The sequence below is a fragment of the Shewanella abyssi genome (assembly GCF_023284025.1).
Classification (GTDB): domain Bacteria; phylum Pseudomonadota; class Gammaproteobacteria; order Enterobacterales; family Shewanellaceae; genus Shewanella; species Shewanella abyssi.
Map to the genome: position 1 here is coordinate 1 of NZ_JAKIKR010000027.1, position 26,367 is coordinate 26,367.

The 26,367-nt window shown below is 43.0% G+C and carries 23 protein-coding genes and 4 tRNA genes; 11 read left to right on the forward strand and 16 right to left on the reverse strand.

The genetic code is table 11. The features are described from left to right. Positions 1-30: 30 nt before the first annotated feature. From L2755_RS12675 to L2755_RS12695, 5 genes are all read right to left on the reverse strand, one after another. Positions 31-107: transfer RNA gene (locus L2755_RS12675), tRNA-Met, on the reverse strand. Positions 108-158: 51 nt separating this feature from the next. After that, positions 159-235 (reverse strand) — tRNA-Val (locus L2755_RS12680). A 29-nt stretch (positions 236-264) separates the two neighbouring features. Continuing rightward, positions 265-341: transfer RNA gene (locus L2755_RS12685), tRNA-Val, on the reverse strand. Positions 342-343: 2 nt separating this feature from the next. Then, positions 344-420 (reverse strand) — tRNA-Met (locus L2755_RS12690). Positions 421-586: 166 nt separating this feature from the next. After that, a complete protein-coding gene (locus L2755_RS12695) occupies positions 587-1,945 on the reverse strand; it encodes an MATE family efflux transporter (protein WP_248981063.1) in 1,359 nt (452 codons plus the stop codon). Between the two features lie 32 nt (positions 1,946-1,977). Between L2755_RS12695 and L2755_RS12700 the strand changes: the two genes are divergently transcribed. Then, the gene (locus tag L2755_RS12700; protein WP_248981064.1) at positions 1,978-2,592 is read left to right on the forward strand and encodes a riboflavin synthase subunit alpha; all 615 of its coding nucleotides are present in this window, start codon (positions 1,978-1,980) and stop codon (positions 2,590-2,592) included. Between the two features lie 49 nt (positions 2,593-2,641). Here the strand turns inward: L2755_RS12700 and L2755_RS12705 are convergent, their stop codons facing one another. Beyond that, on the reverse strand, positions 2,642-2,842 hold the full coding sequence (locus L2755_RS12705) for a CPXCG motif-containing cysteine-rich protein (protein WP_248981065.1): 201 nt from the start codon (positions 2,840-2,842) through the stop codon (positions 2,642-2,644). A gap of 1 nt (position 2,843) precedes the next feature. Further along, positions 2,844-3,581, reverse strand: a complete 738-nt coding sequence (locus L2755_RS12710; RefSeq protein WP_248981066.1) for a pteridine reductase — start codon at positions 3,579-3,581, stop codon at positions 2,844-2,846. Positions 3,582-4,079: 498 nt separating this feature from the next. Here L2755_RS12710 and thrS point away from each other — a divergent pair, with 498 nt between their 5' ends. The 4 genes from thrS (at position 4,080) to rplT (ending at position 7,213) form a co-directional block, all read left to right on the forward strand. Further along, the gene (gene thrS / locus L2755_RS12715) at positions 4,080-6,008 is read left to right on the forward strand and encodes a threonine--tRNA ligase (protein WP_248981067.1); all 1,929 of its coding nucleotides are present in this window, start codon (positions 4,080-4,082) and stop codon (positions 6,006-6,008) included. 3 nt (positions 6,009-6,011) lie between these two features. Continuing rightward, a complete protein-coding gene (infC, locus tag L2755_RS12720; RefSeq protein WP_248981111.1) occupies positions 6,012-6,554 on the forward strand; it encodes a translation initiation factor IF-3 in 543 nt (180 codons plus the stop codon). 86 nt (positions 6,555-6,640) lie between these two features. Continuing rightward, a complete protein-coding gene (rpmI, locus tag L2755_RS12725) occupies positions 6,641-6,835 on the forward strand; it encodes a 50S ribosomal protein L35 (protein WP_005503401.1) in 195 nt (64 codons plus the stop codon). Between the two features lie 18 nt (positions 6,836-6,853). Next, complete coding sequence (gene rplT, locus L2755_RS12730) at positions 6,854-7,213, forward strand: 50S ribosomal protein L20 (RefSeq protein WP_142870895.1); 360 nt, start codon at positions 6,854-6,856, stop codon at positions 7,211-7,213. 208 nt (positions 7,214-7,421) lie between these two features. Here the strand turns inward: rplT and trxB are convergent, their stop codons facing one another. Beyond that, a complete protein-coding gene (gene trxB, locus L2755_RS12735) occupies positions 7,422-8,375 on the reverse strand; it encodes a thioredoxin-disulfide reductase (protein WP_248981068.1) in 954 nt (317 codons plus the stop codon). A 264-nt stretch (positions 8,376-8,639) separates the two neighbouring features. On the opposite strand from trxB, the gene L2755_RS12740 reads away from it, so the two are divergent. The 3 genes from L2755_RS12740 to L2755_RS12750 are packed head-to-tail and all read left to right on the forward strand — an operon-like array spanning position 8,640 to position 10,404. Continuing rightward, the gene (locus tag L2755_RS12740) at positions 8,640-9,767 is read left to right on the forward strand and encodes a M14 family metallopeptidase (RefSeq protein WP_248981069.1); all 1,128 of its coding nucleotides are present in this window, start codon (positions 8,640-8,642) and stop codon (positions 9,765-9,767) included. Between the two features lie 41 nt (positions 9,768-9,808). Beyond that, positions 9,809-10,126, forward strand: a complete 318-nt coding sequence (locus L2755_RS12745) for a zinc ribbon domain-containing protein (RefSeq protein ID WP_248981070.1) — start codon at positions 9,809-9,811, stop codon at positions 10,124-10,126. Then, positions 10,123-10,404 carry a YeaC family protein gene (locus L2755_RS12750; RefSeq protein WP_248981071.1) on the forward strand — a complete coding sequence of 94 codons (282 nt, stop codon included), beginning with the start codon at positions 10,123-10,125 and terminating at the stop codon, positions 10,402-10,404. The genes L2755_RS12745 and L2755_RS12750 overlap by 4 nt, the downstream gene beginning before the upstream one ends. Before the next feature lie 72 nt (positions 10,405-10,476). On the opposite strand, the gene ansA is transcribed toward L2755_RS12750, so the two are convergent. Then, positions 10,477-11,493, reverse strand: a complete 1,017-nt coding sequence (gene ansA / locus L2755_RS12755) for an asparaginase (protein ID WP_248981072.1) — start codon at positions 11,491-11,493, stop codon at positions 10,477-10,479. Between the two features lie 113 nt (positions 11,494-11,606). Next, complete coding sequence (gene sppA, locus L2755_RS12760; RefSeq protein ID WP_248981073.1) at positions 11,607-13,448, reverse strand: signal peptide peptidase SppA; 1,842 nt, start codon at positions 13,446-13,448, stop codon at positions 11,607-11,609. 155 nt (positions 13,449-13,603) lie between these two features. Between sppA and L2755_RS12765 the strand changes: the two genes are divergently transcribed. Further along, positions 13,604-15,619 (forward strand): NADPH-dependent 2,4-dienoyl-CoA reductase, encoded by a 2,016-nt coding sequence (locus tag L2755_RS12765; protein ID WP_248981074.1) that lies wholly within the window; start codon positions 13,604-13,606, stop codon positions 15,617-15,619. Between the two features lie 103 nt (positions 15,620-15,722). After that, entirely contained in the window at positions 15,723-16,187 is a 465-nt protein-coding gene (locus L2755_RS12770) for a YciI family protein (RefSeq protein ID WP_248981075.1), read from the forward strand. A gap of 19 nt (positions 16,188-16,206) precedes the next feature. On the opposite strand, the gene yfaE is transcribed toward L2755_RS12770, so the two are convergent. The 5 genes from yfaE to ubiG all read right to left on the reverse strand — a co-directional run bounded on the left by yfaE (position 16,207) and on the right by ubiG (position 21,845). Then, positions 16,207-16,560 carry a class I ribonucleotide reductase maintenance protein YfaE gene (yfaE, locus tag L2755_RS12775; RefSeq protein ID WP_248981076.1) on the reverse strand — a complete coding sequence of 118 codons (354 nt, stop codon included), beginning with the start codon at positions 16,558-16,560 and terminating at the stop codon, positions 16,207-16,209. Beyond that, complete coding sequence (nrdB, locus tag L2755_RS12780) at positions 16,550-17,680, reverse strand: class Ia ribonucleoside-diphosphate reductase subunit beta (RefSeq protein WP_248981077.1); 1,131 nt, start codon at positions 17,678-17,680, stop codon at positions 16,550-16,552. Before nrdB ends, yfaE begins: the two co-directional genes overlap by 11 nt. 74 nt (positions 17,681-17,754) lie before the next feature. Next, positions 17,755-20,043: a class 1a ribonucleoside-diphosphate reductase subunit alpha gene (gene nrdA / locus L2755_RS12785; RefSeq protein WP_248981078.1), complete on the reverse strand. Its 2,289-nt coding sequence runs from the start codon at positions 20,041-20,043 to the stop codon at positions 17,755-17,757. Between the two features lie 403 nt (positions 20,044-20,446). Continuing rightward, positions 20,447-21,142: an HAD family hydrolase gene (locus tag L2755_RS12790; RefSeq protein WP_248981079.1), complete on the reverse strand. Its 696-nt coding sequence runs from the start codon at positions 21,140-21,142 to the stop codon at positions 20,447-20,449. Further along, positions 21,135-21,845 carry a bifunctional 2-polyprenyl-6-hydroxyphenol methylase/3-demethylubiquinol 3-O-methyltransferase UbiG gene (ubiG, locus tag L2755_RS12795; protein ID WP_248981080.1) on the reverse strand — a complete coding sequence of 237 codons (711 nt, stop codon included), beginning with the start codon at positions 21,843-21,845 and terminating at the stop codon, positions 21,135-21,137. The genes L2755_RS12790 and ubiG overlap by 8 nt, the downstream gene beginning before the upstream one ends. 290 nt (positions 21,846-22,135) lie before the next feature. Here ubiG and gyrA point away from each other — a divergent pair, with 290 nt between their 5' ends. Beyond that, positions 22,136-24,859 (forward strand): DNA topoisomerase (ATP-hydrolyzing) subunit A, encoded by a 2,724-nt coding sequence (gene gyrA / locus L2755_RS12800; protein ID WP_248981081.1) that lies wholly within the window; start codon positions 22,136-22,138, stop codon positions 24,857-24,859. Positions 24,860-24,919: 60 nt separating this feature from the next. On the opposite strand, the gene L2755_RS12805 is transcribed toward gyrA, so the two are convergent. After that, positions 24,920-26,080 (reverse strand): serine hydrolase domain-containing protein, encoded by a 1,161-nt coding sequence (locus tag L2755_RS12805; RefSeq protein ID WP_248981082.1) that lies wholly within the window; start codon positions 26,078-26,080, stop codon positions 24,920-24,922. Positions 26,081-26,367: the final 287 nt, after the last annotated feature.

Genomic DNA, 26,367 nt, shown 5'->3' on the forward strand with positions numbered 1-26,367 from the left:
TTAGTTGTTTTAATTCTACTAATAAAGAATTGGTTGCGGGAGCTGGATTTGAACCAACGACCTTCGGGTTATGAGCCCGACGAGCTACCATACTGCTCCATCCCGCGTCCGGATGTATCAAGTTTAAAAGTTAGTATTTGAATTCAACTAAAAAGAATTGGTACAACCGAGTGGATTCGAACCACCGACCCCTACCATGTCAAGGTAGTGCTCTAACCAACTGAGCTACGGTTGTATTGTAAAACATGACTCTATAAACAGCATTGGTACAACCGAGTGGATTCGAACCACCGACCCCTACCATGTCAAGGTAGTGCTCTAACCAACTGAGCTACGGTTGTATTGGTTGCGGGAGCTGGATTTGAACCAACGACCTTCGGGTTATGAGCCCGACGAGCTACCATACTGCTCCATCCCGCGACTGTTTATATTGCTTGTCCGTTTGGCTATTGCCTTGGAACGAGCGCTATAGTACGGTCGATGCAGCATTGGCGCAAGTAAAAAAACACTCTTTCTTGCCGAATGCTGCTTTGCTGCGCAACTTGTATGCTGATTAGACGTTCTGAACCTGTTCTAAGCAAAAAGACTAGATTACCGAAAGTTGTACACCTCTTTTTTGGATAAACCTCAAGCGCATAGCGAACAATATTGCCGCAGTTGTCAGCCCTGCAATGAGTCCAATCCAGAAACCTTGTGCGCCCATAGCGGGTACCAGTATGTCAGTTCTTGCTAATGTATAGCCAAATGTCATACCTACAGCCCAATATGCAACTAACGTTATATAAAAAGCACTACGAGTATCTTTATAACCGCGCAGCGCACCGGCAGTGACGACTTGAATGGCATCAGACAATTGATAGATGGCAGCAAAGAACATCAAGCTACTCGCTAAAGTAACCACTTCAGGGTTGTCATTATAGAGAAGGGCAATTTCATTTCTAAACATTACTGTAATAATGGCAGTAAACAGTGCAAGTGAAAAAGAGATGATCAATCCTAGTCGGGTGACCATTGAGGCTATTTCTGGTTTATCTTGCCCAAGGTAGTAGCCGACGCGTATTGATACGGCAATACCTATAGATAGTGGTAGCATAAAAACAATGGATGAAAAGTTAAGCGCTATTTGATGACCAGCGACAACTGTTGCACCTAAGGGTGCAAGTAACAACGCAATAATGGCGAACAAACTGACTTCAAAAAATAGCGCCATCGCAATTGGGAAACCATGCTTAGTCATATCGACCATAATTCTAAGGTCTGGCATATGGAAAGACTTGAAAGGCGCGAGCTCTTTAAATTTGGTATGAAATTGCATATAGATAATCATGGCAATAAACATTGCCCAAAATACTAATGCTGTGGCGACGCCACAACCTGCGCCGCCCATAGCGGGCATACCGAAATGGCCATAGATAAAGATATAGTTCGCAGGGATGTTGACTGCTAAGCCAACAAAACCAATCACCATAGTCGGTAGAGTGTAAGAGATCCCTTCACTGCAGCCGCGAAGCACCTGATACAGAACAAAAGCAGGTACGCCCCACAGAAAACCATTTAAGTAGCCAACACTGAGCTGAGCCATTTCTGGTTCCAAATCCATCAGCGCTAATATATTCTCCCCAAGTGAGAGGAAGAACATCACACCTAGGCTGCCTATTATGGCAATATATCCTGCTTGGAAAGCTAATGGTTGTATTGCTTTTTGATTATTTGCACCATGATGATGGGCAAAGACAGGCGTAAATGCCATTAATAGCCCTTGCACAAATAACAGTGCAGGGAGCCACAAACTCGAACCAATAGCGACGGCAGCCATATCAACAGCGCTGACTCGGCCAGCCATAACGGTGTCGATGAAGCCCATCATAGTCTGGGTAACTTGAGCAATTAGAACAGGAAGTGCTAATTGAATTAAGCGTTTGGCTTGAAAGCCAGAATGGTTCATGGATAGAGCCCTTAATACATACGAGAGATAAAATGTTTACAGGTATAGTTCAAGCAACATGCGAAGTGTTGGCAATAGATAAAAAAACGGGTTTAAATACACTACAAGTCGCTATAGGGCCGGATTTGCGCGAGGGACTTTCACTAGGGGCAAGTGTCGCAAATAACGGTGTTTGTTTAACAGTTACGAGAATAGGTGATGATAGGGTGTTTTTCGACGTAATGGAAGAGACCCTTAAGCTAACTAACCTCTCTAAGCTGAGACCTGGATCACAAGTTAACATCGAGCGGTCGTTAACCTTTGGTAGTGAGATTGGCGGGCATATTCTATCGGGTCATGTGCATACGGTAGCCGTGGTGAAATCGGTAAGTAAAACAGAGTTCCACTATAACATTTGTCTATCTGTTGAACCGAAGTGGATGAATTATATCCTTTACAAAGGCTTTGTTGGTGTTAATGGCTGTAGCCTAACCGTAGGGGAAGTTTCGGATGCTAGTTTTATGCTGCATTTGATCCCCGAAACACTAAAATTAACCAATTTGGATTCATATACTGTGGGTGACAAAATCAACATTGAGATTGATAGTCAAACTCAGGCCATTGTTGATACCGTAGAGCGGGTGTTGGCCAAGCGCTTTGCTGACTAAATAAAGCCTGAAGGCGCTGATTGGCTTTGGTAGCAAACAGCGCGTTAAATTAGTAAATTTGCTCGTCATCAGAATCAATGTAAAGTTCGATTTTTAGTCGAGATTCATCGAGATGCATCCGCATATGAATGGGGTTGCAACACACTCTGCAATCTTCGTAGTAATCCTGATCACCGCCAGTCGCATCAATGTTGAGATGCTGATGATGTCCGCAATGCGGGCATGAAATGGTTTTATTGATAAATCGCATATTAAGCTCCCGTAAATCCGACAGCGCTTCGTCCTCCATCTACTGCAATAATCTGCCCTGAGATATAAGGAGCGCTAACTAAATGAGATATCAACTTAGCAATGTCGTCTGTTTGGCCGAGCTTTGCTAAGGGGATTTCTTTTAAGACACGGTCCTGAGAGCCATCATTAGATTGTTCTGGCCAGAGGATTGCGCCTGGTGCCACGCCATTTACGCGGATATCAGGAGCTAGCTCTTGTGCCAGCGAAAGTGTTGCCATCTCAAGTGCTGCCTTTGATATAGAGTATAGCCCATGATCTTTTAGTGGGCGCTTAGCATGGATATCAATTAAGTTGATGATGCAGCCACTTTGTTGTTTCAATGTTGGAGCTAATTGTTCAGCTAAAAAATAGGGGGCTAACAGATTTGTTGCAAGTAGTTGTTGTGCGGCTAAGTAATCAGTTTCGCCTATGGGAGTCGGGTAGAACTCGGAAGCATTATTAACGAGTACAGTTAAAGGTAAAGCCAGTGACTTTAGGTCACTAATAAATTTTTCTAGTGCTAACTGATTGTTGAGTTCGGCCTGTATTATTTGTGCAGAATTAGGCCTGGCTGTATTTAGTTCAGTATATAGTGATAGCGCTTGGTTATGAGACTGATTGTAATGAATTAATATGTTGTACCCATCCAGATGAAGTTGTTTAGCAATACTATAACCAATCCGTTTTGCTGCGCCGGTGATGAGAGCCCATTTATTCATAACGCTTATCCATAAAGTAGTTTGCTAAATATAAGGCATTATGGCCTCATCATAAGGCATCACACAATCTAATACTTGGTCCACTATTTAGCTACATTGAACGTATCGGCTAAGAGTCGTGCTTTGTCGATTACTGGTGCTTCGACTTCGGGGCTTTGGCTATAACCCATTTAAATGAGTGCTGCTGTTGCTTATCATATTACGTTAAGCATAATCTCCTCCTTAATTAGATGCGGATAGATTAACGTTTAAAAATGAAGGTAAAGTGATAGCTAGCCATTATGTAGTAATGATATACCCTTATGTTTTTAATGTTTTGAATAAGAAAAACTAATCTCGAGGTAAAACTTGCATCCACCCTTAGCAATCACTTAGAATTGCGCCCTTGCGCGCCGGAAAACATAGACTCCTGTACGGTCTTGTCCCGGTGGCGTTAAACTCTTAATTATTAAACCCAAGTGGCCCTACGTGGGGGTCACCACTGGAAAAGGAAAATTCATGCCTGTAATTACACTTCCTGATGGAAGCAAACGCGAGTTTGCTCAACCCGTTTCTACTTTAGATGTTGCTGCCGATATTGGTCCTGGTCTTGCGAAAGCTTGTATTGCCGGGCGTGTTAATGGTGAGCTGAAAGACGCTTGCGATATCATTGATACCGATTCAGAGCTTTCTATTATCACAGCTAAAGATGAAGAGGGTGTAGAGATCCTTCGCCACTCTTGTGCACATCTACTCGGCCACGCATTTAAGCAACTTTGGCCTGAAGCTAAAATGGCGATTGGTCCAGTTATCGACAATGGTTTTTATTATGATATCGACTTAGAACATAAATTAACCCAGGAAGATATCGATGCGCTGCAAAAGCGCATGAGTCAACTTGCAAAAACTAACTACGCCGTTGATAAACGTGTGGTTAGCTGGCAAGAAGCGCGTGATACCTTTGAAGCTCGCGGTGAAAGCTATAAGATCGCCATCCTTGATGAGAACATCAGCAAAGATGCGACGCCAGCGCTTTATCATCATGAAGAATATGTCGATATGTGCCGCGGCCCGCATGTACCTAACATGAGGTTCTGTCAGAACTTTAAGTTGATGAGTGTTGCTGGTGCCTATTGGCGTGGTAACTCTGACAACAAAATGCTGCAACGTATCTACGGTACTGCATGGGCAGATAAGAAGGCTCTTAAAGTCCACCTTAACCGTTTAGAAGAAGCGGCTAAACGTGACCATCGTAAAATTGGTAAGCAGTTAGATCTTTACCATATGCAAGAAGAAGCACCTGGAATGGTGTTCTGGCACAACGATGGCTGGAGTATATTTTTAGAACTTGAGAAGTTCATCCGCCAAAAGCTAGGTCAGTACACTTATCAAGAAGTCAAAGGTCCATTAATGATGGATCGCGTGTTGTGGGAACGTTCAGGCCATTGGGACAAGTATTCAGAGGCAATGTTCACCACTAACTCAGAAAACCGTGAGTATGCTATTAAGCCGATGAACTGTCCTGGACACGTTCAAATATTCAATCAAGGTCTTAAGTCATACCGCGATCTACCTTTGCGTATGGCTGAGTTTGGCTGTTGTCACCGTAATGAGCCATCAGGTTCACTACATGGCTTGATGCGTGTTCGTGGTTTTACTCAAGATGATGCACATGTATTCTGTACTGAAGATCAAGTTCAGCAGGAAGTTAGCGCATGTATTCAAATGGTCTATGACACATACGAAACATTCGGCTTTAAAAATATTGTAGTGAAGCTTTCTACTCGTCCTGAAAAACGTATCGGCGATGATGATATGTGGGACCGCGCTGAAGAAGCATTGCAGCAAGCGCTTAAAGCAAATGATATCGAATTTGAAATCCTTCCTGGTGAAGGTGCTTTCTACGGACCTAAGATTGAATTCACATTGCACGACTGTTTAGACAGAGCATGGCAGTGTGGTACCGTGCAATTAGATTACGCATTACCAGGTCGTTTAGGTGCAACTTACGTGGCTGAAGACAATAGTCGTCAAACGCCAGTGATGATCCACCGAGCCATTCTTGGTTCATTAGAGCGCTTCATAGGTATTCTTATTGAAGAGTACGCTGGTAAATTCCCTGCTTGGTTAGCACCTCAACAAGTGGTTGTAATGAATATTACTGATAAACAGTCCGATTATGTGGAAAAAGTTGTCAATTTATTCAAAGAACATGGAATTCGTGCAACTAAAGACTTGAGGAATGAGAAGATAGGCTTTAAAATACGTGAACACACCTTAAGGCGTGTCCCTTATTTATTGGTCGTTGGTGATCAAGAAGTAGAGAATAAGGAAGTAGCGGTGCGTACCCGAGAGGGAGTTGACTTAGGTAAAATGCAAATCGAAGAATTTGCGACTAAGCTCAAGAATCAAATTTCGCTCCGTAGTCTCATTTTGTTGGAGGATTAGGTCATAAAGATCAAAAAAACAGCAGGGCGCCAGGCGGCCCCGAATAGAATTAACGAGCTCATCACTGGTGTTTCAGAGGTCCGTCTTAACGGTCTTGACGGTGAGCCATTAGGTATCTTGACTATTAGAGAAGCACAAGAAGTTGCTGACGAAGTCGGTGTTGATTTAGTAGAGATCAGTCCTAATGCCGAGCCGCCGGTTTGCCGTGTAATGGACTACGGTAAGTTCCTTTTTGATAAAGCGAAAGCTCAAAAAGAACAAAAAAAGAAGCAGAAAATTGTACAGGTGAAGGAGATTAAATTCCGTCCCGGTACAGATTCGAACGATTATCAGGTAAAACTACGCAACCTGACTCGTTTTCTAGAAGACGGCGACAAGGCGAAAGTAACGCTTCGTTTCCGTGGTCGTGAGATGGCTCACCAAAGCCTAGGTATGGATCTTTTGAACCGTATCAAAGCAGATTTGGAAGCAATTGCAGTCGTGGAGTCTTTCCCTAAAATGGAAGGTCGCCAAGCTGTCATGGTTCTTGCGCCGAAAAAGAAATAGTAAGGCAACCTAAAAGTAACAGAGGTCTTTTGAAGGTCTCTGTTCGCCTTGCGTTTTATTAATTGTCCCAATGCGGAGTTTTAGCAATGCCTAAAATGAAAACAGACAAGGGTGTAGCGAAGCGTTTTAAGAAAACTGCTAATGGTTTCAAACGCAAGCAAGCCCATTTACGTCATATTTTGACCAAAAAGAGTACTAAGCGTAAGCGTCACTTACGTGCGAAATGTTTAGTATCTAAAGCTGACATGCCTGCGATTGCACGTCAACTACCTTACGCTTAATTAAAGGAGCAAAGAACAATGCCTAGAGTTAAGCGTGGTGTAACCGCTCGTGCTCGTCACAAGAAAGTACTTAAATTAGCCAAAGGTTATTACGGAGCTCGCTCTCGTACTTACCGTGTTGCAAAGCAAGCCGTAACTAAAGCTGGTCAATATGCTTACCGTGACCGTCGTCAGAAGAAACGTCAATTCCGTCAACTTTGGATTGCACGTATCAATGCGGCAGCTCGTCAAAATGGTCTGTCTTACAGCCGTTTCATTAATGGTTTGAAAAAAGCCTCTATTGAAATCGATCGTAAGATCCTAGCTGACATCGCTGTTTTTGATAAAGTTGTATTTACAACTTTAGTAGAAAAAGCAAAAGAAGCTTTAGCTAAGTAATTAGCTTTGATTCTTGTAAAAAGGGAGCCTTAGGGCTCCCTTTTTTGTATCTGAAATTTGTTACGTCCCGATATTAATATTTAAACTCAGTCATATTTGCTTATCGTTAGTCCCATCATGGCGCATAGCGTGTAGCTAATGTTCAATTCGGTTAATTACGGATACAAAAAAAGCAGGCTTAAAGCCTGCTTCTTATTAAAATAATCAATTATTTCTTAGCGTCTAAGTAACGCTCAGCGTCAAGTGCAGCCATGCAGCCTGTACCTGCTGATGTAATCGCCTGACGGTAATGTTGATCCATTACGTCACCTGCAGCAAATACACCTTCTATGCTCGTTTGTGTCGCATTGCCATTAAGGCCGCTTTCGACTTTGATATAACCATTGCTCATCTCTAACTGGCCTTCAAACATACCCGTATTTGGGCTGTGACCGATTGCGATGAATACACCAGCGACGTCTAAATCTTTGACTACACCATTTTTAGTGCTCTTCATCTTAAGACCAGTAACACCCATGGCATCACCAACAACTTCATCGAGTGTATTGTCTAGGTGCAAGATGATATTGCCGCTCTCTACTTTGTCCATTAGCCGTTTTGTTAATATTTTTTCACTGCGGAACGTATTACGGCGGTGAATTAGGTGTACCTCTGACGCAATATTACTCAGGTAAAGTGCTTCTTCAACAGCGGTGTTACCACCACCAATAACAGCCACTTTTTGGTTACGATAGAAGAAACCATCACAAGTAGCACAAGCAGACACACCGCGCCCTTTAAAGGCTTCTTCTGACTCTAGACCTAAGTACATCGCTGATGCACCAGTAGAGATGATAAGCGCATCACAAGTGAATTCGCCGTTATCGCCTTTTAACTGGAAAGGACGGACGTTTAAGTTTACTTCATTGATGTGATCAAAAATAATCTCTGTTTCAAACTTTTCTGCATGCTTTTGCATACGTTCCATTAGCGCAGGACCGGTAAGATCATCTGCATCACCTGGCCAGTTTTCAACTTCTGTTGTTGTCGTAAGTTGTCCACCTTGCTGCATACCTGTGATCATCACCGGTTTTAGGTTGGCGCGAGCGGCATATACTGCTGCGGTGTAACCAGCAGGGCCTGAACCCAGAATAAGTAAGTTACAATGTCTAGCTTGGGTCATTTGTTTCTCCGTTCTTTTACGAATACAGTGTCTATCAAGGGGGTCTATTCCCTCTATCTCTTCTAATTGCAGCGATTGTAGGGAATTTAAGGTTGTGGGTAAAGCTCTGTATTGACGGGTGCCTGCAACGGAATGCTTACACAGCGTCGATATTTAGCGGTTTTTACACAGTTTTGGCTGCTCCTTATCACATTTTGGTTTATTCTATAGCGCAAAGAATGAAATCGAGCTGGATCACAGCCTAAACAGTAGAAAGGAAGTGTTATGCGTATTAGCGCGAATTTTGATGGCGGAAACATAGAACTAATCAATGCTGACAATAAAGACGATGTGCAGCTAGCCATTCGTCCGGATGAAGGCGGAGAGTTTTTCCAGTGGTTTAATTTCAAACTCGATGGTGTCGTAGGCACTCAGTACACGCTTAATATTGTTAATGCTGACAAGGCTTCTTATGTCAAAGGTTGGGATGATTACCAAGCTGTAGCAACCTATGACAGACAAAACTGGTTTAGACTGCCAACGACGTATCAAGATGGCAAGTTAACGATTTCGGTTGATCTTGATTGTGACGCAATTCAAATCGCTTATTTCGCTCCTTATAGCTACGAGCGTCATCAAGACTTGTTAGCGGCAGTACAAGTCCATCCACAAGTCAGCTTAGAGCATTTAGGCCTGACATTGGATGAACGTGATATGACCTTGATTAAAGTCGGCGACGGTGACGAAGAGAAAGCGAATATCTGGATCACTGCACGCCAACACCCAGGTGAAACCATGGCTGAATGGTTGGTAGAAGGCTTGATCAACAATCTGCTTGATAGTGATTGCCCAACGGCTAAATCTCTTTTAGACAAAGCTAACTTCTATATAGTGCCGAATATGAATCCAGACGGAAGTGTTCGAGGACATTTGCGTACTAATGCGGTTGGGACAAACCTTAACCGTGAATGGCAGTCTCCGTCGTTAGATAAAAGCCCTGAAGTATTTTATGTGGTCAATAAAATGAAAGAGACAGGTGTTGACCTTTTCTATGACGTGCATGGCGATGAAGGCCTTCCTTTTGTATTCCTTGCGGGTTGCGAAGGCGTTCCTGCTTACACCAAAGAAGATGCGGTTCGTCAGCAAGCATTTGTAGATGCTTTGCAAATGGCTAGTCCAGACTTTCAAACTAAATTTGGCTACGATAAAGACGCGCCTGGTCAGGCAAACTTAACAGTAGCTTCAAACTGGGTTGCACATACGTTTGGCTGTCTTTCTAATACCCTAGAGATGCCATTTAAAGATAATGACAACATGCCTGATTTGATGGCAGGTTGGTCACCTGAGCGTTGTATTTACTTAGGTGAAGCGTCTTTAATCGCTATGAATGCCGTTGTTGATAAATTAAAGTAAGTTGTAGGTTCATTCATAATGAGTATTGAGGTAGTAATAAAATGGCATTAGTTAAGTGTCCTAGTTGCGGCGAGCGCATTTCAAGCGTGGCGAAAGAGTGCTCGCACTGTAAAGCTAGTATTTCTGCCAACAGTGAAAACCTGCAAGTGATTAGCCATATAAAACGGTCTAACCAGTTAATGAATCAGAGCTTTTTAGCACTAACTCTTTTTATTGGTGGGGTAGTCACCTGGTTTTGGGGCGGAGAGCCTGCTGAGGGGATTCGTTCAATCATTGCAGTGTCAGCCTTTACGCTTGGTTTTGTTGGCTATTTGATTACTAGAATGCAAATCGTGCTTCATAAACGGAAAAAAGTATGACCGATATAAATAAAGTCATTGATGACATGCCTGCCGACGTATATCAGCGCTTATTAAGCGCGGTAGAGCTGGGGAAATGGGATGATGGTACAGTGCTAACACAAGAGCAGCGTGCATCGACTCAACAGGTGGTGATGCTTTATCAGGCCAGAAAGCTTAAACAAACCGACCACTTCACCATTAATAGTGAAGGTAGTGTTAATGAGCTAACGAAGTCAGAGTTAAAGAAGCAGTTCAAAGGCGAGTCTATCGCTGAGTTTCAAGAAAAAGAGCTGTAACTTAAAAATTAAGGCCCTGTTCTAATACATTAGAGCAGGGCCTTTTAGTCTCTACTATTTGAGATTGCATGCCTAATCAGGTGTTAATTCACCGACTATGCATGTTTCCATCGCTTTGCGAATGGCATCTGGTGTGAGATCTTTCGATAATAAATAGTGTAGCTTAGCCAACGCTGCTTCTGTCGTCATGTCGTAGCCACTAATCACGCCTGCCGATGCCAGTGCATTACCCGTTGCATAACCGCCCATATTCACCTTGCCTTGCAAACATTGGGTTAAATTGACCAGCACAATACCGCGTTCATGTGCATCTCGTAGTGTCTTAAGTAACGCGGGTGTTTGCGGCGCATTTCCAACACCAAAGGTCAGCAATATAAGCGCTTTTACTGGCTGCTGTAATATGTTGGCGAAAATTTCGGTGTTAATACCAGGGTAAAGGGTGACAACACCAATGGGTTGCGGACTAATATTAACGACTTCAAGCGCTTGGTTAGCATTCTCTTCTGCGCGTTTGCCTGCATGCCAGCGGATCTTAATTCCTGCTTCTAGCAATAACGGAAAGTTTGGCGATGCGAAGGCGTTAAAACCATCAGCGTGTGCTTTAGTGGTACGGTTGCCTCTGAACAGCTTATTGTTGAAGAATAAACCTACTTCTGCAACAGGGTAGTTAGCCGCAATATAGAGCGCGTTAAGCAAATTAGTTTGACCGTCTGAGCGTAGTTGTGCCAGTGGGATCTGTGAGCCGGTAACGATAACGGGCTTAGTTAACCCTTGTAACATGAACGACAAAGCAGAGGCTGTATAAGCCATTGTGTCGGTACCATGCAAAATCACGAATCCATCGTATTTTTCATAGTTGGCCTTAATGTCATTAGCAATCAATTGCCAATCTGTAGGCGCCATGTCTGACGAATCAATAAGAGGCGAATATTCACTAATGACGAAATCAGGCATATCTTCATGGTAAAACTCAGGCATTGCTTTGACACACTCAATCAAAAAACCTGCAACAGGGGCAAAGCCTTGATCTGTCTTTTGCATACCTATGGTACCGCCAGTATAGGCGATATATATACAGCGTTTAGTCATATTATTTATGTCTTTGCTTTCAATAAGGTGATTATAAAGGTGTGGATATAATAAAGCCCAGTAAAACTGGGCTTTATTGAATAAAACTTTAGTTTCGCGCTAGTGTAAATGACTTAGTCACTACAAGTATCACAGTATAGATAGACACCATTTGGGTCATCAAAGGTCTGCAATGTTTGAGCGACAGCTGAAAACTGTCCTAAAAGTTGCTCTAACAGAGTTGTGTTTGTCAGACTTTCAGGCATATATACAGCTGCTGTAGCAAACATCTCTTGAATAAACAGATCTTGCGGCGACAGTTCTTGTTCAATCACTTTGATATCGAAATGCTCCATTGATGCCATATCAGCGGCTCGTGATACCGCATCTTGCATATCGCCGAGTTCATCAACGAGGCCAAGTTTAAGCGCCTTACGTCCAGTCCAAACGCGGCCCTGTGCAATACTATCGACTTGTTCAAGACTCATGTCACGCTCTTTAGCGACTAATGAAATAAAGTCTTTATATCCCCGTTCAATATGACGTTGGATGATGGCGCTTATCCCTGGAGAGATCCCTTTAGTGACTGAAAAGCCAGCCCAATCCGATGTCGCGACGCCATCGGTATGTACACCAATACTTGCGAGCGAATCTTCGAAAGTGGTGACCATTCCGAAAATACCAATAGAGCCAGTCAATGTGGTCGGTGTAGCATAAATATAATCAGCACTTGCAGATATCCAATATCCACCGGACGCGGCATAGCTGCCCATACTGACGACAACGGGCTTATTTGCTGTTTTAAGTGCTAATACCTCTTGGCGGATCTGTTCTGATGCGAATGCACTGCCACCAGGGCTATCAACACGGAGAACAACGGCCTTAATGGAATCATCAAAACGTGCTTTACGCAGTAATTTAGCGGTGCTTTCTCCGCCAATCTGTCCTGCAGGTTGCGAGCCATTCATGATATTGCCTTTGGCAACAATAATCCCGACCTTCTCATTTGATAAAAGCAGTGGTTGGCTTGCGGTTACAGCAAGGTAATCATAGAAATTAATCTGCTTAAATGATTCACCATCGGCAGATGTACCAACGGCATCGACCATGTTTAGTCGAAAGCCTTCGGCTGTTTTGAGCCCATCAACCCATTTCATATTGAGTGCCATTTGGCTTGACTGACCTTCAGCTTTATTGAGCTGGGCTAAATAGTCCTCGGCACTTAAAGATAAACTACTGGCGGTGATATCTCGGTTTTGGCCAACGGTGGTGGTGTAGCTATGCCATAAGTCATTTAGTAGCGCTAAATTAGCTTCTTTCGCTGCATCAGACATGTCATCACGAATAAAGGGCTCAACTGCTGACTTGAATGTACCAACACGAAAAACATGAGCTTTAATTTTAAGTTTGTCTAAGGCTGACTTAAAATATTGGCGGTAACGTCCTAAGCCTTCAATTTCAACACTGCCTTGTGGGTTTAAGTAGATGCTGTCGGCAAAGCTGGCGAGAAAGTACTGATTTTGGCCGTACCAATTAGCGTGAGCAATAATTAGCTTACCAGACTCTTTAAAGTTGTTTAAGGCATTACCTATCGATTGTAGCTTGCTCATACCTGTACCACTAAGGTGGCCTAGGTCGAGAACTATATGGCTGATGCGTTTATCGGCAGCGGCACTGTTAACCACATCGATGACATCCGTTAATAGGATCTCGCCATTAGTGTCTTTGCCATTACTACTTTTCATCGCTGCTTCAAAAGGGTCTACACGGCGTTTTTGATCAACGATTGAACCTGAAAGGTTAAGTACCAGTGCGGAGCCATCTTCTACTTTTATACTCTCTTCACCACTTAACACGACGATGAGTGCGATGACTATGCCGAAAAAGAATAGGTTTAAAAATAGTTTTCTTGTGCCGTTAATTACATTCCAGCTAAGCAGGAACATCCTTTTAAATATTGAGGGTTTAGCGGGCATCAGCCACTCCTTTGAATCAGAATTATGATAATGCTAACTGAAAACAGTACCGAAAGGAAAATTCAATTGTAAAGGAATCTGATCAGTCACTTATTGAGCTTATGGTTTACACAAGGTATGCTGAATTAAATCACTTGTTTAAAAAGGATGTTTGAATGTCGTTTCCGCATTTATTAGAACCCTTAGATCTGGGCTTTACCCAGTTAAAAAACCGTGTATTGATGGGCTCAATGCATACAGGTTTGGAAGAGGAAAAGGGCGGTTTTGAGAAACTGGCAGCGTTTTATAAAGAGCGTACACAAGGTGGAGTTGGCCTTATCGTCACCGGCGGTATTTCGCCAAACCTACGGGGACGCTTGGCACCCAATGCGTGCCAATTGAGCTTTCCATGGCAAGTAAAGAAACACACTTTAGTGACTAAAGCGGTGCATGACGCGGGTGGTAAGATTTGCATGCAACTATTGCACGCAGGGCGTTACGGTTACCATCCATTCTCCCAAGCTCCGAGTAAAATCAAATCACCTATTACCCCTTTTACGCCATCAAAAATGTCTACAAGGCAGGTTGCAGGCACGATTAAAGATTATGCGACGAGTGCTGCTTTAGCGCAAAAGGCAGGTTATGACGGCGTAGAAGTGATGGGGAGTGAAGGTTATTTGATTAACCAGTTTGTCAGTTCTCGCACTAATAAGCGCAGTGATAAGTGGGGCGGCGCGTTTGAAAATAGGGCGCAGTTCCCGATTGAGATTGTTAAGCAGATCCGTGCCAAAGTGGGCACTGATTTTATCATCATCTTTAGACTGTCGATGCTTGATCTGGTTGATAATGGCTCGACCTGGGATGAAGTTGTACAACTGGCAAAATGGTTAGAAGCCGCAGGCGTTACTATTATTAACACAGGTATAGGCTGGCATGAGGCACGTGTACCCACAATTGCCACAAGTGTGCCACGGGGCGCATTCGCTTGGGTAACAGAAAAGCTGATGCAAGAGATGTCGATTCCGCTTATTGCGACTAACCGCATTAATACACCGGAAATAGCTGAATCCATCATCGCGTCGGGTCAAGCTGACATGGTATCAATGGCACGACCTTTTTTAGCCGATGCTGATTTCGTCAATAAGGCCGCCGCGAATACTCCTGAACTGATCAACACCTGTATTGGCTGTAATCAGGCGTGTCTTGACCATACTTTTGCATTGAAACGAGCCACATGCTTAGTTAATCCTCGTGCTTGTTACGAAACAGAGCTTAACTTCACCCCGGCTAAGATTAAAAAACGTATCGCCGTTATGGGAGCGGGACCTGCAGGCATGGCATTTTCTGTATATGCCGCTAGCCGTGGCCATGAAGTGGTGTTATTTGAAGCTAAATCTGAAGTCGGTGGTCAGTTCAACCTCGCTCGTAAGATCCCTGGTAAAGAGGAGTTCGATGAGACGATTCGATATTTCCTAAATCAGATCAAAGCGCATAAGATTGATCTTCGCCTAAATACTCGACTGGATGCAAGTGTTGTACGAGATGAAAAGTTCGATGAGATAGTGATGTCTTCAGGTGTTAAACCGCGTCCGCTCAATATACCCGGTTTTGATAATGCTAAAGTGGTTGATTACCAACAAGTGCTCAACGGCGAAGTAGAGATCGGTCATAGGGTTGCTTTGATTGGTGCTGGCGGTATTGGTTTTGATATGGCGCACTATTTATGCGAACAAGAATCGACTACGCTCAATCCTAATAAGTGGCTCAAGCAGTGGGGCATCGATAAAGAGTATCAAGCGGCAGGTGGCTTAACTGAACCGGTCAAAGAAGGTAAACACCGAGAAGTGGTGTTACTGCAACGTAAAACCACAAAAATGGGTAAAGGGCTGGGTAAAACCACTGGCTGGATCCATCGCTCAGTGTTGAAGCAGCATCAAGTATTGATGAAAACGGGCGTCATCTATGAAAAGTTTGATGACGAGGGGCTGCACATTACCGTTAATGGTAAGGCTGAGGTGTTAGCCGTCGATAACGTTGTACTCTGCGCCGGACAAGTGTCAAATACAGAGCTGGTTGACGAGATGAAAGCAACAGGTATACCTGTGCATCTTATCGGTGGTGTAGATGTGGCCGCAGAGCTCGATGCTAAGCGTGCGATACGCCAAGGAGCAGAGTTAGCGATTGCTCTTTAAGGACATTGATCCCCAAAGAGCCTGTTTAACTCTTTTACTGGGTTAAACAGGCTTTTTTGTGGCTGATGACTTATGTTTAGATAAACAATATGAGGAGTCTGTCATGATTAATAAAATGCTGCTTGTTGTGGCTATCATCGTTCTTTTACCGTCTAACCTTTATGCTGAAGAGCGTATTAATCCAAATTATGATGCAGATAGGGCGGCTACTGCAGGGGCGGATCAATATGGCATGAAACGCTATGTCATGGCTTTTTTAAAGCGAGGTCCAAACAGAGATCGGACAGATGAAGAAGCGAAAGCATTACAAGCAGCACATATGGCAAATATAGGTAGATTAGCTGAAGCTGGAAAGTTAGTGCTAGCAGGACCTTTCTTAGCTGATGGGGAGCTTAGAGGAATTTATATATTTAATGTCACCAGTATAGAAGAAGCGAAAGCCCTTACGGCTTCAGATCCAGCAGTACAAGCGGGAAGTTTGATTATGGAACTGAAGGCTTGGTATGGCAGTGCGGCATTAACAGAAATGAATGGATTACATAAGCTGATGTCTAAGACGACTATGTAGCAACACCATTAGGAAAAACTTAATCAATTATTTCACTAGCGTGATGTTGGTTATGTTTGGCCGCTCTAACAACAACTTCGGCACCTTCGCCTGAAAGATCCAAATTAATATCAGTATTTGGAATACAACAACATGGCAAGCATTCGTCGTCTGCTAATGTAACTAGTGGTTCAGTCAAATAGCTAACAGAACCACTAATTACTTTAGTTTTACACTGTCCGCAAAAACCATTTCTACATTCAGAAAAAGTGTTTACTTTTTTCTGCTCTAACGCTTCTAGCAAGGTCAGGTGCTGTTGATTAAACAACAGCACCGGTTGACCTTGCAGGCTAACGATAGGCGCCTTTTTATAACTGATGTTGTTAAAGGTCAAAGTCTAAAAACTCATCTTCATCAATTGAGGCATCAATTTGGCCGACTAGATATGATGAAACTTCAACTTCTTGAGGTGCCACTTGTACCGCATCACTCTCTAACCAGTTTTTCATCCAGGGCAGTGGATTAGTTTGCTCTGCGTATGGAGATTCGAAATTAACTGCTTTCATACGCTCATTAGTGATGTATTCGACGTACTGACAAAGAATAGTCTCATTTAGACCTATCATTGAACCATCTTTAAATAGGTATTTAGCCCATTCTTTCTCTTGCTCGGCCGCTTTGACAAAGATGTCGATAGCGGTTTGCTTACACTCTTTAGCAATCTCTGCCATTTCAGGATCATCTTTACCTGCATGCATGATTTTTAAAATGTGTTGCGTACTGTTTAAGTGTAATGCTTCATCACGGGCAATAAGGCGAATAATTTTTGCGTTGCCTTCCATAACGTTGCGCTCAGCAAAGGCAAATGAGCAAGCAAAACTAACGTAGAAGCGAATGGCTTCAAGTACATTAACTGACACCATACATAAGTAGAGCGCTTTTTTGATTTCACGCTTGGTCACTTCAATGACTTCACCATCAATTTCTTGGCTGCCTTCACCGTGCAGGTGAAATGCTTGGCTCAGTAAGATGAGCTTGTCGTAATAAGCGGCAATGTCAGTTGCGCGCTTAAGGATCTCTTTATTCTGGACAATATCATCGAAAACAATTGATGGGTCGTTAACAATATTACGGATAATATGGGTGTAAGAGCGAGAGTGAATAGTCTCAGAGAACGACCATGTCTCAATCCAAGTTTCAAGCTCTGGCAGCGATACCAAAGGTAGAAAAGCAACGTTTGGTGAACGCCCTTGGATTGAATCAAGTAGTGTCTGATACTTTAAGTTGGAGATAAAAATATGCTTTTCATGCTCAGGTAACGCTGCATAATCAATTTTATCTTTGCTGACGTCGACTTCTTCGGGACGCCAAAAGAATGAAAGCTGCTTTTCAATGAGCTTTTCAAAAACTTCATACTTTTGTTGATCGTAACGGGCAACATTAACCGATTGCCCGAGAAACATAGGCTCAAGCATTGCATTATTAGGGGTTTGACAAAATGTAGAGTAGGCCATTTTTCTATCTTCCGATAATGGGGGCGAGCCCCCTTTAATTAACGTTTAAATACGAGTGATAAAATCCGCAGGATTTATATCTTACATGCGCCGCCTGCGCAGTCATCATCTTCGACTTCGATGGCTGTGATATCGTCATGATTATCTGAAGCGCCATCACGCGTATTGTGATAGTAAAGTGTTTTCACACCGTATTTGTAAGCAGTCAATAGATCTTTCAGCAGTACCTTCATTGGTACTCTTCCGCCTTCGAAACGACCAGGATCATAGTTGGTGTTGGCTGAAATGGATTGATCAACAAACTTCTGCATTAAACCGACTAACTGTATGTAACCATCGTTATTAGGCATCTGCCACAAGAGTTCATAACTGTGCTGGTACTTGTCAAAATCGGGTACAACTTGCTTAAGCTGACCATCTTTGCTTGCTTTAACACTGATTAAGCCACGTGGGGGTTCAATACCATTGGTCGCGTTAGAGATCTGCGAAGAGGTCTCTGATGGCATTAAAGCGGAAAGGGTAGAGTTACGTAGCCCGTGAGTCTTAATCTCTTCGCGCAGTGTTTCCCAGTCCATATGCAACGGCTCATCACAGATTTTATCCAGATCGCGTTTATAGGTATCTATCGGCAAAATACCCTTAGAGTATGTCGTCTCGTGGAATGATGGACATGCACCTTGCTCTTTGGCCAAGTTATTAGAGGCTTTTAGCAAATAATACTGAATGGCTTCAAACGTTTTATGGGTAATGCTATTGGCTGAACCATCAGAATAACGTACACCTTCTTTAGCAAGGTAGTAAGCAAAGTTGATCACACCGATACCTAGCGTACGGCGATTCATCGATGCTTTTTCAGCTGATATGATCGGGTAGTCTTGATAATCTAATAAGTTATCCAGTGCTCGAACCGCAAGATCTGCTAATGGTTCTAGCTCTTCAAGTTTTTTAATCGCACCCAGATTCAACGCTGAAAGCGTACAAAGGGCAATTTCACCGTCAGGATCATTGATGTTATTAAGCGGCTTAGTTGGCAATGCGATTTCTAAACATAAGTTAGATTGACGAATTGGCGCTACTTTTGAGTCGAAGGGACTGTGCGTATTGCAGTGATCCACGTTCTGAATATAGATACGGCCTGTAGAAGCACGCTCTTGCATCATCAATGAAAATAGCTCTACCGCTTTAATTTGTTGCTTGCGGATGCTCTCGTCTGCTTCGTATTTAAGGTAGAGGCGTTCGAACTCATCTTGATCTTCAAAGAACGCATCGTACATGCCAGGCACGTCTGATGGGCTAAATAAGCTGATCATTCCACCTTTGATTAAACGCTGGTACATTAGCTTATTAATTTGGACGCCATAATCGAGATGACGTATACGGTTGTCATCGACACCACGATTATTTTTCAGTACGAGTAACGATTCAACTTCTAAATGCCAAATTGGATAGAAGAGCGTCGCTGCACCACCGCGCACGCCACCTTGTGAACAAGATTTAACGGCGGTTTGGAAATACTTATAAAACGGTAAACAACCGGTATGGAATGCTTCTCCACCACGAATAGGGCTACCAAGGGCACGAATACGACCGGCATTGACACCAATGCCAGCTCTTTGCGATACGTATTTAACAATTGACGAAGAGGTTGCATTAATAGAGTCAAGGCTATCACCACATTCGATGAGTACACATGAACTAAACTGACGGGTAGGGGTACGAACGCCTGCCATAATGGGTGTTGGAAGCGAAATCTTAAACAGCGATGTCGCATCGTAAAAATCTTTTACGTATTTAAGACGCGTTTCTTTTGGGTATTTTGCAAATAAACACGCAGCAACCAAAATATAAAGAAACTGGGCACTTTCGTAAATTTCATGGGTGACACGGTTTTGAACTAAATACTTACCTTCTAGCTGCTTAACGGCAGCATAAGAGAAGTTCATGTCACGCCAATGGTCAATGTAACTGCCTAATATTTCGATCTCTTCACGGCTATAGTCTTGCAGTATGTGTGCATCGTACTTGCCGAGCTCTACTAGCTTAACCACATGATCAAACAGCTTTGGTGGTTCAAATTGACCAAATGCTTTCTTGCGAAGGTGGAAGATCGCCAATCTTGCAGATAAAAACTGATAGTCAGGTGACTCTGGGGATATTAAGTCTGCAGCGGCTTTAATGATAGTCTCGTGGATCGCTTCAGTTGGGATCCCTTCGAAAAACTGTAGATGAGAACGTAGTTCAACTTCTGACACTGAAACATTCGTCAGTCCCTTAGCTGCCCATTCAATAACACGATGGATTTTATCGAGATCGATGGTCTCACGTTCGCCACTACGTTTTGTGACTGTCATATTACTATTCATTAAAGATAAACCTTGGTTCTTATATTGATGAAAGTGACCTGAATGAGGTGCACCGTACATTTCCCTGTAAACAATCTAAACAAAACCGTAAAACAGTGGCGTGCTATTTATTGACACAAACTGCTAAATAGTGCCTGCGATTGCCACTGACACACAATATATAGTGTTTTTGAAATTCTTAGGTACAAGATAGTGGGGTTATTGATTATTTGCAAGTACGAATTATGGGTACAAGTTGTGGATATCTTGAGGATAATTACGGCAGTTAGTAACAGCTAACCCTTTAAAGCTTGTTTTGATTTGAGTTCCTAGCAGTTGGTGAATATTTAGGCGGTAAAAAATGGATCTGAAGATCGCAGGATCCTTGAGCGATCTTCTGTCATGGTTTTACTGACAACTCAACTTAGTTATTCAGCTGATGCTTGAACCACCGTGTTAGTTCGTCAGGAGTATCAAAGCAAATATCCATTGGCCATGTGGCAATATCATCAGTGGCTCCGATATAGCCCCATTTCGCCAAACCAGCCTGCATATTACTTGCTCGTGCAGCAACCAAATCTCGCTCAGCATCACCCAGATAAAGAATGTGTTCGGCACTAACACCTATCTGTTGAGCTGCGAGTAGCATTGGGGCGGTATGCGGTTTTGAATAACGGGTGCTATCACCACTGACAATGGCTGGCATTTGCTTATCTAAACCTAATTTAATCAATAGTGGCCGTGTAAAACGCGCAGGTTTATTAGTGACCACGCCGAAGGGAATATTATTTAGCGTGAGCAAATGAAGAAAAGGCCAGAGACCATGAAATAAATCACAGTTGTTGCCGTTAATCTTTTCATAATTGTCTAGCAAGGCTAATTGCACCTGCCGCTGAATATCTTCATTAGCGTCAGGAAGCGCTGCTTGAACCATTGCTAGGCTGCCATGGGAGGCTGAATTACGAAGTTGACTATAGGCTACTGTCGAGTGGCCCTGTTCGCGAAGGCTAATATTAAGCGCATCAACCATATCTGGAGCTGTGTCAGCAAGTGTGCCATCAAGGTCAAAAAGCACCGCTTTAATGGCTCGGTGCTTGATAGCGCAATTTCTATCAGTCATTTTTTACGGTCGCAATCATGTAATTGACTTCTAAGCTTTTAGTGTACCTAAAAATATCGGTAATGGGATTATAGGTTATCCCTACAGCGTCTTTACAGATAAGCTCTGCGTTATCCGCAAGGCCAATGAGTTCAGAAGGTTTTATAAACTTATTATGATCATGGGTACCAACAGGTAACATTTTCAATAAGTATTCAGCGCCGAGTATGGTTTCGACATAGGCTCTTATATTTCTATTAATAGTAGAAAAGAAGACAAAGCCACCCGGTTTAACCATGTCGGCACAAGCTTGGATCACAGAGCTTGGATCGGGCACATGTTCGAGCATCTCCATACAAGTAATGACATCATATTGTTGTCTATGTTCATCACGATGGTTTTCAGCGGTGTTCTTTATATAGTTAACCGACACCCCCATCTCTAATGCATGTAGCCGCGCAACATCCAGTGGTTCATCACCCATATCTAAACCAGTAACATTAGCGCCGATACGCGCCATGCTTTCCGATAAAATACCGCCACCACAGCCGACATCAAGGACATTCTTGCCAAAAATGCCAGCCGCAGTTTGATCGATATAATTGAGGCGCAATGGATTTAAATTGTGCAGCGGCTTAAATTCACCGTTGAGATCCCACCAAGTAGCCGCCATTTTTTCAAATTTAGCAATCTCTGCAGGATCGACATTATTATTGTTTTGCACTGTAATTACCTCAGATCGATTAATTCGTCTTTGTGCTTATTATAATGATTAGTGCCAATAAACAAAGCGGATATCGTGTGGTTTTATAGGAATCGTTAAAAGTGATTATAAAATACACTTATGCCTTGATTTTAATCAATAGTATTGCCTTTTCCTGCATATTTAAAATGAATGCTGTATTGAGTCTAGCGCCATGAAATAACTGTGTTAGAATGCCAAATCACGTTTTCAAGCATGGCCATTCTTATAAGCAAGAATAGCGTGCTACATTTCAGGGGATCGAGCAGTTTATGACTGATCTGGCTTCATCTATAACACCAATTAATATTGAAGACGAATTAAAGAATTCTTACCTCGATTACGCCATGAGCGTAATTGTAGGGCGGGCACTGCCCGATGTTCGTGATGGCTTAAAGCCTGTTCATCGTCGCGTATTGTTCGCCATGAACGAATTAAAAAACGACTGGAACAAGCCTTATAAGAAATCGGCTCGTGTCGTTGGTGACGTTATCGGTAAATACCATCCACATGGTGATACTGCGGTATACGACACTATTGTTCGTTTGGCACAGCCATTCTCAATGAGATATCCACTAATCGATGGCCAAGGTAACTTTGGTTCTGTCGATGGTGACGCTGCAGCAGCAATGCGTTATACCGAAATCCGCATGGATAAAGTTGCGCATCAGTTATTAGCGGATCTTGAAAAAGAGACCGTTGACTTTGTACCTAACTATGATGGTACAGAGTTTATTCCAGCGGTATTACCAACGCGTATACCGACGTTACTGGTTAACGGTTCATCGGGTATCGCAGTAGGTATGGCTACCAATATTCCTCCTCATAATATGAGTGAAGTGATTGCGGGTTGTTTGGCGCTTATTGAAGACCCAAATTTATCAATTGAACAATTGATGGAATACATTCCGGGTCCTGATTTTCCTACGGCTGCCATCATCAATGGCCGTAAAGGCATTATTGATGCTTATAACACCGGCCGCGGCCGTGCTGTTATGCGCGCTCTTGCCGAAGTTGAAACGGAAGATAATGGACGTGAGCGAATTATTGTTCACGAAATCCCATATCAAGTTAACAAAGCACGCTTAATCGAAAAGATTGCCGAGCTTGTTAAAGACAAAAAGATTGAAGGGATTAGTGGTCTGCGTGATGAGTCTGATAAAGACGGCATGCGTATTGTGGTTGAGATCAAACGTGGTGAAGTAGGCGAGGTTGTACTTAACAACCTATACGCTCAAACACAGATGCAGTGCTCTTTCGGTATCAATATGGTGGCGTTGACTAATGGTCAGCCAAAACTATTTAACCTTAAAGAGATGCTAGAGTGCTTTATTCTTCACCGTCGTGAAGTCGTCACTCGTCGTACTGTATTTGAACTTCGAAAAGCACGTGAAAGAGCCCATACTTTGGAGGCTCTTGCTGTTGCTCTTGCCAACATCGACCCTATTATTGCGCTAATTAAAGCCTCACCAACACCTGCAGAAGCCAAAGTTAAACTGGTTGCACAGGGTTGGGAACTTGGTGTCGTTAAAGGCATGCTTGAAAAAGCGGGTGATGATGCTGCTCGTCCTGAATGGTTAGATCCAGAATACGGTATCCGTGATGACAAGTACTACCTGACAGAGCAACAAGCACAAGCCATTCTTGAGCTTCGTTTGCACCGTCTTACCGGTCTAGAACACGACAAGATCATTGCTGAATATGAAGAGCTACTTGAAGTTATTGCAGCTCTACTTCTTATTCTAAGCAGCCCACAGCGTTTGCTGGAAATCATTACTGAAGAGCTTCATGAAGTCCTTGAGAACTTTGGCGATAAACGTCGCACGGTGATCAATGCCAACGAAGTGGATATGAGTCTTGAAGATCTGATTAACGAAGAGGACGTTGTCGTTACACTTTCTCACCTAGGTTATGCAAAATACCAAGTGTTAAGTGATTACCAAGCGCAGCGTCGTGGTGGTAAAGGTAAAGCCGCAACTAAGGTTAAAGACGAAGATTTCGTTGAAAAACTGTTAGTCGCCAATACCCATGACACGATTTTGTGCTTCTCTGACTTCGGTAAAATGTATTGGTTGAAAGTGTATCAATTACCGCTTGCTAGCCGTACCGCTCGTGGTCGACCAATTGTCAACTTATTGCCTCTTGCTGAAGGTGAGCGCATTACTGCAATTCTACCGGTACGTGAGTACGCTGATGATAAGTACATTATCATGGCGACATCACACGGTACGGTTAAGAAGACTGCGTTAACGGCCTATAGCAATCCACGTGCTAACGGTATTATTGCCGTAAACCTTAAAGATGGCGATCAGTTAATTGGTGTTGATATTACCGATGGTAATGACGACATCATGCTGTTCTCTAACGAAGGTAAAGTCGTTAGATTTAACGAAAAAGCCCGCAGTGCTGAAACCGGTGAAGTTAAACGTGACCCTGAAACAGGCGAAGAGATTATTGCCCTGAGAGCAATGGGACGTACAGCAACGGGTGTACGTGGTATTAAGCTCGATGATGGTCAAACTGTGGTGTCACTAATTGTGCCTAAAGGCGATGGTGCTATCCTTACAGTAACTGAAAACGGTTACGGTAAGCGTACGTCATTGTCAGAGTATCCTGCTAAGAGTCGTGGTACTAAAGGTGTTGTTTCGATTAAAGTTAGCGAACGTAATGGTGCTGTTGTTGGCGCTGTTCAAGTTGGCGATAATGACGAAATCATGCTTATTAGTGATAAAGGCACCTTAGTACGTACTCCAGCGACGGGTGTTTCTAGTATTGGTCGAAATACTCAAGGCGTAACCATTATTCGTACAGCGGATGATGAGACAGTCGTTGGACTTCAACGCATTGATGAAATTCAGGAAGATGAAGTAGAATTAGATGAAGAGGGTAACCCTATCATCACTGCTGAGTCTGAGTCTGGATCAACAGCTGAATCAACAGCTGAATCAACAGCTGAAACTTCGGAAAAGCCTGCAAGTCCGGAAGCTGACGCTTAGTTTCATTAGTTCGTTAGCGGAATAAAAAAAGGATGCCTTTGGCATCCTTTTTTGTTGCTGTTATTTAATAGCAACCTTATCCGCTTGTAAAAATGCATCTCGCCAGAACTCTGCACTTAATTTAGCAAAGACTCTTGATTCGCCATTCAATAACATCGCCATCCCTATATTGAGTTCTGGAGAGTAGGATATTTCTGCAACGTAACCTGCCACCCAACCAGCATGATAAATTAGTGAGTGGCCTTCAAATTCATAAACTCGCCAGCCTTTACCATAATGGGCGCTATCAAGATAAGCGCGCCAGTCTCGACGGCGTAACTCTTTAGTCGTTTTTATCCCAGGAGTCGTCGCATCTTTAATGACACTGTAAGGAAGCACCTTTGGATTTTGGCCCAAGTTGGCCATTAACCACTTAGACATATCGGTGATACTGGCGTTAACGCCAGCGGCGGGCGCAAGCTGGTAGTAGTTTGGTTTTACCGTGACCTGTTTAAATCCATATTTGGTTTTAACATGTGGTTCTGCACGGTTACTGGCTTGTTGAAAAGCCTCATAGCCGACAGAGGCTGAATCCATATGTAAGGGAGAGAAAATTCTTTGCTGTAATAAATCGGAGTAGCTTTGATTAGATTGCTTTTCAATGGCTGTTTGAATAAACGAAAATGCGACGTTCTGATAGCCATAGCAAGCTCCAGGTTTACACATAGGTGTCAGAACATCAAACTTGGCAATAATTTTGCTCATCTTGACATTCGCATTGATCAAGTTGTCATAACTGTTCGGTAATAATCCTGTGCTATGGCCGACAATATGGCCTAGATTAATTTGCTGCGCTGCTTGCTGATCCGCTAGGCTAAACTCGGGTATATAACTCACAATAGGCTGTTTCCAGTCCAGTTGTTTATCTTCAACCATCATGCATGCAAGCGTACCTGCAAAGGTCTTAGAGACTGATGCTAGTCTAAATACAGTATTAGAATTGATATTTTTACTGCTCGTTTTACTCCGTTTACCATAGGTGCTTAGTTTGAGTATTTGATCTCCTTCAACGATCACAAATGCACCGCCGGGGACGTTACTGCTTTTCAATTTACGGTGAAAATGTTGTTTGAAGTTATCAGATAGCGCTTTATATTGAGATGGTGTGGCGTTTACGTCGCTGAAAGGGAGGGATGCACCAATCGATAGTGCGCCGGTTAATAAAATAGCTTTCAAAAACATGTACAGTTCCAATGAGGCGTTAAAATGGTTCTTATTAGGCTTATTGTTGTGCAAATAATCTTATATTACTAGCAGTGAAGGTCATTAAGTTGCAATGAGCATACTCAATGAATAAAGATTGCTGCCGTTAAGAGTGACTGAGCTGCTAAAGAGCTAACAGAAGATGCTTTTTGGTGGCTTTAGCTAAAGCTTTGAGTCACTGAAATCGTAGATAAAACATCTAGAACAGCATAATGATAAGTCAAAAATTCATATGGAGTTTTTCGTTTTAGCCTTCGCACAGTTAC